The organism is Nocardioides sp. NPDC006303 (assembly GCF_040613175.1).
Taxonomy (GTDB): Bacteria; Actinomycetota; Actinomycetes; order Propionibacteriales; family Nocardioidaceae; genus Nocardioides.
The window spans coordinates 57,368-65,801 of record NZ_JBEXRR010000032.1; the positions used below are offsets into that span (position 1 = coordinate 57,368).

The window sequence follows — 8,434 nt, forward strand, 5'->3', positions numbered from 1 at the left end:
GGTCAGCTGCTCGGTCCGTCCTCGTCGGAGATCGGACGCTCCGCCCTGATCGGGATCGCGCCGGTGTAGCCCTCGCGTTCGAGGGCGATCTGCCGGACGCGGTCGCGGACGAGCCGCCAGCCGATCATGAGCGCCGGGATGATGATGACCAGGGTCGCGACCGTCCAGGTGCCGATCGGGTAGTCGAAGCCCATCAGGACCAGCACGGTCGCAAGGAACACGAGGGTGGCGTAGCCGGTCCACGGTGATCCCCACAGCCGGAAGTCGGGCCGGTACATCAGGCCCTTCTTCCAGCGCCGGTAGAGCTGGATCTGGCAGATCACGATGGTCGCCCAGGAAGCGATGATGCCGAGCGCCGACATGTTCAGCACGATCTCGAACGCCTGGCCCGGCACGATCGCGTTGAGGCCGACGCCGAGGAGCGTGATGCAGCCGGTGAGCAGGATCCCGCCGAACGGAACCCCGTTCCGCGACATCCGCGCGGTGAAGCTCGGCGCGCTCCCGCTCATCGCCATGGAGCGCAGGATGCGCCCGGTCGAGTAGAGGCCGGCGTTGAGCGAGGAGAGCGCCGCGGTCAGCACCACGAGGTTCATGATGGTGCCGGAGTTCGCGATCCCGAGCTGGTCGAAGAAGGTCACGAACGGGCTCTCGTCCGCCCGGTAGGTCGTGTAGGGCAGCAGCAGCGCGAGCAGCACCAGCGAGCCCACGTAGAAGACCGCGATCCGGGCGATGACTGAGTTGATCGCCCGGGGCATGATCTTGGCCGGCTCGGCGGTCTCGCCGGCGGCGGTGCCGACGAGCTCGACCGCTGCGTACGCGAAGACGACGCCGGAGATGACGATGACGAGCGGGAGCACGCCGACCGGGAACAGCCCGCCGTTGTCGATGACCATGCCGATCCCGGTCTCCTGGCCGTTGAGCTCCTCACCTCCGGCGAGCACGATCGTCCCGAGCACGAGGAAGCCCAGCAGCGCGACCACCTTGATGAGCGCCGCCCAGAACTCCAGCTCGCCGAAGAGCTTGACCGAGATCAGGTTCATCGAGAGCACGACCGCGAGCGCGACGAGCGCGATCACCCACTGCGGGACGACCTCGAACGTGCCCCAGAAGTGCATGTACGTCGCGATCGCCGTGACGTCGACGATGGAGGTCATCGCCCAGTTCAGGAAGTACATCCAGCCGGCGGCGAACGCGGCCGGCTCACCCAGGAACTCCCGGGCGTAGGAGACGAACGATCCCGACGAAGGTCGGTGCAGCACGAGCTCGCCGAGCGCGCGCAGGATGAGGAAGACGAACACGCCGCAGAAGGCATAGACGAGGAACAGGCCCGGCCCGGCCTCGTGGAGGCGGCCGCCCGCTCCCAGGAACAGTCCGGTGCCGATGGCGCCGCCGATCGCGATCATCTGCAGCTGCCGCGGGCTGAGGCTCTTGTGGTAGCCCTCGTCCTCGTCGGTCAGGCCGCTGACCTGATTGCTCGCTTGGCCGCTGGTCTGGTCTTCGGTGTCTGTCATCGGCTCGCTCCCGGTCCGTGCGGTGGCTCGGGCACGTCCTTGAACAGGAGCCACCCGCCGACGACGGCGGCGCCCGCCGCCACGGCGTAGCCGATCAGCGACCACCAGCCGAGATGCAGGTACGCCGTCACCCCGACGATCGCCAATGCGAGGAACACCATCGTCATGCCGATGATCGGCGTCCGTGGCCTGTATGGATCCCGTGCCAATGCGATCACCTCACCTGGCAGGGCCCCCGATGGCCCCGCTCCGGGGACCAATTAGAGCGCATCGAGCGGGTTCTCGCGGTGACCGGACGTCGCCCGGCGTTTCCGTTCCGCAGGACGGCAAATAACAGTAAGGTCGCCTTACAGTTAACCCCCATGAAGGAGCGTTCGATGCGTAGCTCGAGGATCCGCACCATCCGCACCACACTCACGGCGACCGCCGCTCTGGCTCTCGTCCTGGTCGCCCCGCTGGCCGCGCCGGCCGCCGTGCCCGGCCCCGACGCCGGCGACGCAGCCACCCGCGCCGGAGAGGTCGAGGCAGCCGCCCTGACCTGGTCCGACGAGTTCGACGGGCCCGCCGGGAGCGCCCCCAACGGCGCCAACTGGAACTTCGAGACCGGAGGCGGGGGATGGGGCAACAACGAGCTCCAGACCTACACCGACTCTCGCGACAACTCCGCCCTCGACGGCAACGGCAACCTGGTCATCACCGCCCGTCAGAGCGGGAGCGGCTACACCTCGGCCCGCCTCACCACCAAGGGCAAGGTCCAGCCGAAGTTCGGCCGCCTGGAGGCGCGGATCCAGATCCCGCGCGGCCAGGGGATCTGGCCGGCCTTCTGGATGCTGGGCGGCCAGTTCCCGAACACGCCGTGGCCGAACGCCGGCGAGATCGACATCATGGAGAACGTCGGCTACGAGCCCCACCTGGTCCATGGCACCCTGCACGGTCCGGGATACTCCGGTGGCAACGGCATCACCGGCCAGTACATGCACCCGCAGGGCTGGTCCTTCGCCGACACCTTCCACACCTTCGCCATCGACTGGCGGCCCGGCTCGATCACCTGGTCCGTCGACGGGGTCGCCTACCAGACCTTCACCACGGCCAACACCGGCGCCAACCCCTGGGTCTTCGACCAGCCGTTCTTCTTCATCCTCAACGTCGCCGTCGGCGGCAACTGGCCCGGCAACCCCGACGGCACGACCCAGTTCCCGCAGAGCATGGTCGTGGACTACGTACGCGTCTACGACTCCCAGCTCTGAGGAGGCTCAGCCCTCGCGGTGGGCGTTCAGCCCGTCCATCCCGGGCGCGACGGAGTCGTGGAGCCTGATCGTGTGGTCATAGTGCTCCTCGGCCATCGGTCGGTAGTCGATCCGCGGCTCCGTCATCACGCCCTCGAGACGTACGCTCAGATCGGCCTCGATCCGCGCCATGACCTGGGCGTCGATGGTGTCGGTGTCGGTGATCAGGTGCGGGCGCAGCGGGTCCATCCCGGTGTACCAGAACGTGCCGTGCAGCAGGGGCCACAGGACGTCCTCGATGTCGCCGCTGATCCCGCGCGGACCGAGGGTCGCGGCCCGGTCGCCGGCGGTGACGATCGTCAGCGCGCGCTTGCCGACCAGTCCGCCCTTGCCGTACTTGAGCGGCTTGCCGGTCTCCGGATCCGGTACGTCGAAGGCGAACCCCGACTCGAAGACCCGGTCGATCCAGCCCTTGAGGATGGCCGGCACCGAATACCACCACAGCGGGAACTGCACGACCAGCAGATCGGCCTCCCGCAGCCGGTCCTGGTGGCGGCGTACGTCGGCCTCGCCCCGCTCCACCAGAAGTGGATTGAAACCTTCTCGATAGAGGTCGATCTCGTCGACGCTCCAGCCGGCCGTGCCGAGCGCGTTCACGCCGACCTCGCGCAGCCGTCCGTTGAGCGATGACGCGTGCGGATGTGCCCATACCCAGAGTGCGTGCATGGGGCTCTGAACGCCGTCTGACGCGGCGGGATTCCCGCCCGGATGCGGGCGGGCGCCGAGGCGGTCTGATGACAAAGTCCGGATCTCGCTCAAATTAGCGGCCTCAGAGTGTTGACGTATGTGATTGCCATCACTAGCGTAAACCAGGCTTGAAACCTTTCAATTCGAGGAGCTGCCCATGCCGGACACACCCGCCGCACTGGAGCTGCGGGACGTGGCCAAGTCGTTCGGCCCCGTACGCGCCCTCCGGTCCGGAAGCCTCCGGGTCGAGGCCGGATCCATCCACGCGCTCGTGGGGGAGAACGGTGCCGGGAAGTCGACCCTGGTCAAGATCGTCGCCGGGCTCTATCGCCGCGACGCCGGCGACTACCTGCTCTCCGGGGAACAGGTCGACTTCCGCAACACCGCCGACGCCAAGCAGGCCGGGGTCGCGGTCATCTACCAGGAGCCGACCCTCTTCCCCGACCTCTCGGTCACCGAGAACATCTTCATGGGACGCCAGCCGACCAACCGCTGGGGCAAGATCGACCGCGCCGCGATGCGTACCGAGGTCGTCGAGCTCTTCGCCAGGCTCGGCGTACCGATCGAACCCGACCGTCCGACCGAGGGCCTCTCGATCGCCGACCAGCAACTGATCGAGATCGCCAAGGCGCTCTCGCTCGACGCCAAGGTCCTGATCATGGACGAGCCGACCGCCGCCCTGTCGGGCAACGAGGTCGAGCGGCTGATGAGCGTGGCACGCACCCTGCGCGACCAGGGCTGCGCCGTCGTCTTCATCTCGCACCGCTTCGACGAGGTGTTCGCGCTCTGCGACACGATCACCGTGATGCGCGACGGCGCCTACATCTCCACCGACCCCATCTCGGCGGTCACCGAGGACGAGATCGTCCAGCGGCTCGTCGGGCGGGAGGTCTCCGACCTCTACCCGAAGCTCGAGGCCACCGTCGGCAAGCCCCTGCTCGAGGTCAAGGGCCTCACCCGCACCGGCCTGTTCCAGGACATCAGCCTCACCGTCCGCGAGGGCGAGATCGTCGGCCTGGCCGGCCTCGTCGGAGCCGGGCGCAGCGAGGTCGCGCAGGCGATCTTCGGCGTCGACCCCTACGAGAGCGGCGAGGTCACCCTCGAGGGCCGGCCGGTCCCGCCGGGTGACCCGAGACGAGCGATCGAGATGGGGCTGGCGTTCGTCCCCGAGGACCGCCGCCAGCACGGTCTCGTTCTGGACGCACCGATCTCGCGCAACATCACCCTCCCGACGAGCGGCCGGCTCGCCCGCACCGGGCTGATCAGCACCGGCATCGAGAACCGCTCGGCCGCCGACTGGGCCGCCCGGCTCGAGGTCAAGGCCGCGACGCTCGACACCTTGGCCGGCACGCTCTCGGGCGGCAACCAGCAGAAGGTCGTCCTGGCCAAGTGGCTCTCGACCCGGCCCAAGGTGCTGATCATCGACGAGCCCACCCGAGGCATCGACGTCGGCACCAAGTCCGAGGTCCACCGCCTGCTCTCGACCCTCGCCCAGGAGGGTCTCGGGATCCTGATGATCTCCTCCGAGCTCCCCGAGGTGCTCGGTATGGCCGACCGCGTGATCGTCCTCAGCGAGGGTCATCAGACGGCCGAGCTGAGCCGCGCGGAGGCGACCCCCGAGGCCGTCATGCGCGCGGCGACGGCCCACCACTCCACCACCCTGAACGTCAGCGAGGCATCATGACCACCACGCTCGACGCGCCCGCCCCGGCCGCGCCGCAGCCACGCCACCGAGCAGCCAGCCGGCTGACCTGGCTCCTGAAGCAGCGCGAGACCGGCATCGCCGTCGCCTTCATCGCGCTGCTCGTGGTGACCACGGCGGTGAACCCCAACTTCCTGTTCAGCACGGACGGTTGGCGCGACCTCACCCTGACCCCCGCGATCCTGGTGTGTCTGGCCATCGGCCAGGCGATGGTGATCGTCACCCGTAACGTCGACCTCAGCGTCGGCTCGACCCTCGGTCTCACGGCCTACCTGGCCGGGCGGCTCTTCCTCGACACCGGGCTCCCGGTGATCCTGGTCGTCCTGATCGCCGTCGCCGCGGGCGCCGTGCTCGGCCTCATCAACGGGGCGCTGGTCGCGTTCGCCAAGGTGCCGGCGCTGGTCATCACCCTCGGCACGCTCTACGTCTACCGCGGGATCATGCTCGAGTGGGCCGGCAGCGACCGGATCAACGCCTCCGACATCCCGCCCGGGCTGCTCGACTTCGGCACCGGATCGTTCCTCTTCATCCCCAACCTCGCCTGGATCTCGTTCGCGCTGCTGGCCGTCGCCATCTACTTGATGCGCTCCACCCGCGTCGGCCGCGAGTTCTATGCGATCGGCTCCGACCCCGACGCCGCCACCCTCTACGGGCTGCGAGACAAGCGCCGGGTCCTGCAGGCGTTCGCCACCTCGGGGGCGCTCGCCGGCCTCGCCGGGATCCTGTACGTCTCCCGCTACGGCACCATCAGCTCCGGTGTCGGCCAGGGCATCGAGCTCGAGGCCGTCGGCGCCGCGGTCGTGGGTGGCGTGGCCATCTTCGGCGGCAGCGGCACCGTCCTCGGGGCAGCCCTGGGGGCGTACCTCCTCACCACCATCAACCGGGCGCTCCCGGTCCTGGGCATCCCCGACTTCTGGCAGCAGGCCGTCGTCGGTGCGCTGATCATCGGCGCGATCGTCCTGGACCGCTACTTCGCCCGCCGTCAGCACGACAAGCTCCTCGCAGAGAGGGAAGATTCATGAGCCTCCTTGCCGAGAAGGCACCGACGAGGACGTACGCCGCTCACGCCAAGCCGTGGTGGCAGCGCACCCTGATGACCAGGGACTCGGCGATCATCGCCCTGCTCGTGGTCGTGTGGCTGTACGCCTCGATCGCGATCCTCAACTTCTCCGACCCGATCACGGTCTACTTCCTGGTCCTCGACATCGCGCCGATCCTGCTGATCGCGCTGCCGATGACGCTGATCATCATCACCGGCGAGATCGACCTGTCGGTCGCGAGCGTCGTCGGGCTCTCCAGCGTGCTGTTCGGGGTGCTGCACCGCGAGGGCCTCCCGATGGTCGCCGCGATGGTGATCGCCCTGCTCGCCTGTGCGGTCGCGGGAGCCCTCAACGGGGTGCTCGTCACCCGCTTCGGACTGCCGTCGCTCGCCGTCACGATCGGCACCATGGCGCTCTTCCGCGGCATCGCGGTCGGCGCGCTCGGCACCACCGCGATCACCGACTGGCCCGATTCCTGGGGTGACGCCGTCCAGGCCCGGATCGGCGGCTCGCAGATCCCGCTGATGACGATCCCGCTGGTCGTCCTGATCCTGATCTTCGCCGTGATCCTGCACTTCACGCCCTGCGGCCGCGGCATCTTCGCCGCCGGTCTCAGCAAGGACGCGGCCCGCTTCTCCGGCGTCAACGTGGACCGTACGAAGCTGATCCTGTTCACGCTCAGCGGGCTGGTCTCGGGGCTGGCGGGCATCTACTTCACGCTGCGCTACGGCAGCGCACGTGGTGACAACGCAACCGGCCTGGAGCTCCAGGTCGTCGCCGCGGTGCTGCTCGGCGGGGTCTCGATCTTCGGCGGCCGCGGGGCCATCCCCGGGGTCATCGCCGGCGTCGTCCTGATCGGGACGATCGGCAGCGCGCTGCGCCTGGACGGACTCAGCGCCAACATCATCCAGATCATCACCGGCGTACTTCTCATCGCAGCGGTCATCGCGGCCAGCGTTCTCGGTTGGACCGGTCGCATCGTCGGCACCTATCGCCGGCAGCACAGCTCGGACGAACCATCCTCAAAGAAATCGGAGTGAGAGACATGACCAGCAAGTTCCGACGCGCAGGCAGTGCCGTCGCCATCGTTGCGGCCCTCGGCCTCGCCCTGTCCGCCTGCGGCGGCGGGAGCGACAGCGGCAGCGATGGAGAGGGTGGCGGCGACACCAGCAGCATCACCTTCATCCCGAAGAACCTCGGCAACCCCTACTTCGACGCCTCCGACACGGGTGGCCAGAAGGCCGCCGAGGAGATCGGCACGAAGTGGGAGCAGGTGGGCCCGACCGAGTCGACCCCCGACTCCCAGGTCAGCTTCATCAACACCGCGACCCAGCAGCGCGCCGGGGCGCTCGTCGTCTCGGCAAACGACCCGACCGCCATCGGCGACGCCCTCGACGAGGCCCGCAACGCCGGCACCAAGGTCGTCACGATGGACTCCGACACCGAGCCGCAGTTCCGCGACGTCTTCGTCAGCCAGGCCGACGCCGCCGGCATCGCCAAGAGCCAGGTCGACCTGATCGCCGAGCAGATCGGCGACAAGGGTGAGGTCGCGATCCTCTCCGCGGCGGCCAACGCCACGAACCAGAACGAGTGGATCAAGCTGATGGAGGAGGAGCTGGCCGCGAACCACCCGAACATCAAGCTCGTCGACACCGTCTACGGTGACGACGACGACCAGAAGTCGTTCGACAAGACCGCCGGCCTGCTGCAGTCCCACCCGAACCTCAAGGGCATCATCAGCCCGACCACGGTCGGCATCGCCGCGGCCGCGCGCTACCTGTCCGACTCGGAGTACAAGGGCAAGGTCGCGCTGACCGGCCTCGGCACCCCGAACCAGATGCGGGAGTACGTCAAGGACGGCACCGTCAAGGCCTTCGCGCTGTGGGACCCCGAGCAGCTCGGCTACCTGGCCGCGTACACCGCCGACGCGCTCGCCTCCGGTGACATCGAGGGCAAGGAGGGCGACACCTTCGAGGCCGGTGACCTGGGTGAATACACCGTAGGCGCCGACGGCGTAGTCGTGTTGGGTGAGCCGACAGTCTTCGACGAGTCGAACATCGACGACTTCGACTTCTGAGGTCCGAGCCTGCGACCCTGCGACGCAGTCGCAGGGCCAGAAGCGCGCCCATCCGAGTCGCCGCGTTGCGCCCGGCCTGGAGGACCTCGGCGTGATCGAGCGGCTGGTCGGAGATGCCGGCGGCCAGGTTG

At 68.5% G+C, this 8,434-nt stretch carries 8 protein-coding genes and 1 pseudogene; 5 read left to right on the top strand and 4 right to left on the bottom strand.

Features of this window, described 5'->3' with window-relative positions:
* Positions 1–2: 2 nt before the first annotated feature.
* Together ABZY89_RS21515 and ABZY89_RS21520 are read right to left on the bottom strand one after the other, a co-directional pair.
* Positions 3–1,511, bottom strand: a complete 1,509-nt coding sequence (locus tag ABZY89_RS21515) for an amino acid permease (protein WP_355230469.1) — start codon at positions 1,509–1,511, stop codon at positions 3–5.
* Entirely contained in the window at positions 1,508–1,678 is a 171-nt protein-coding gene (locus ABZY89_RS21520) for a hypothetical protein (RefSeq protein ID WP_355230471.1), read from the bottom strand. Before ABZY89_RS21520 ends, ABZY89_RS21515 begins: the two co-directional genes overlap by 4 nt.
* Positions 1,679–1,888: 210 nt before the next feature.
* Between ABZY89_RS21520 and ABZY89_RS21525 the strand changes: the two genes are divergently transcribed.
* Complete coding sequence (locus ABZY89_RS21525) at positions 1,889–2,758, top strand: glycoside hydrolase family 16 protein (RefSeq protein WP_355230473.1); 870 nt, start codon at positions 1,889–1,891, stop codon at positions 2,756–2,758.
* 6 nt (positions 2,759–2,764) lie between these two features.
* On the opposite strand, the gene ABZY89_RS21530 is transcribed toward ABZY89_RS21525, so the two are convergent.
* The gene (locus ABZY89_RS21530; protein WP_355230475.1) at positions 2,765–3,463 is read right to left on the bottom strand and encodes an NAD(P)H-dependent oxidoreductase; all 699 of its coding nucleotides are present in this window, start codon (positions 3,461–3,463) and stop codon (positions 2,765–2,767) included.
* A 178-nt stretch (positions 3,464–3,641) separates the two neighbouring features.
* Between ABZY89_RS21530 and ABZY89_RS21535 the strand changes: the two genes are divergently transcribed.
* The 4 genes from ABZY89_RS21535 to rhaS are packed head-to-tail and all read left to right on the top strand — an operon-like array spanning position 3,642 to position 8,303.
* Positions 3,642–5,168, top strand: coding sequence for a sugar ABC transporter ATP-binding protein (locus ABZY89_RS21535; RefSeq protein WP_355230477.1), 1,527 nt, complete (start codon positions 3,642–3,644; stop codon positions 5,166–5,168).
* Positions 5,165–6,208, top strand: coding sequence for an ABC transporter permease (locus ABZY89_RS21540; protein ID WP_355020514.1), 1,044 nt, complete (start codon positions 5,165–5,167; stop codon positions 6,206–6,208). The genes ABZY89_RS21535 and ABZY89_RS21540 overlap by 4 nt, the downstream gene beginning before the upstream one ends.
* On the top strand, positions 6,205–7,266 hold the full coding sequence (locus ABZY89_RS21545) for an ABC transporter permease (protein WP_355230479.1): 1,062 nt from the start codon (positions 6,205–6,207) through the stop codon (positions 7,264–7,266). Before ABZY89_RS21540 ends, ABZY89_RS21545 begins: the two co-directional genes overlap by 4 nt.
* Before the next feature lie 5 nt (positions 7,267–7,271).
* On the top strand, positions 7,272–8,303 hold the full coding sequence (rhaS, locus tag ABZY89_RS21550) for a rhamnose ABC transporter substrate-binding protein (protein ID WP_355230480.1): 1,032 nt from the start codon (positions 7,272–7,274) through the stop codon (positions 8,301–8,303).
* Between the two features lie 34 nt (positions 8,304–8,337).
* Here rhaS and ABZY89_RS21555 read toward each other — a convergent pair.
* Positions 8,338–8,434, bottom strand: a pseudogene (locus ABZY89_RS21555) (purine-nucleoside phosphorylase); the annotation flags it as partial.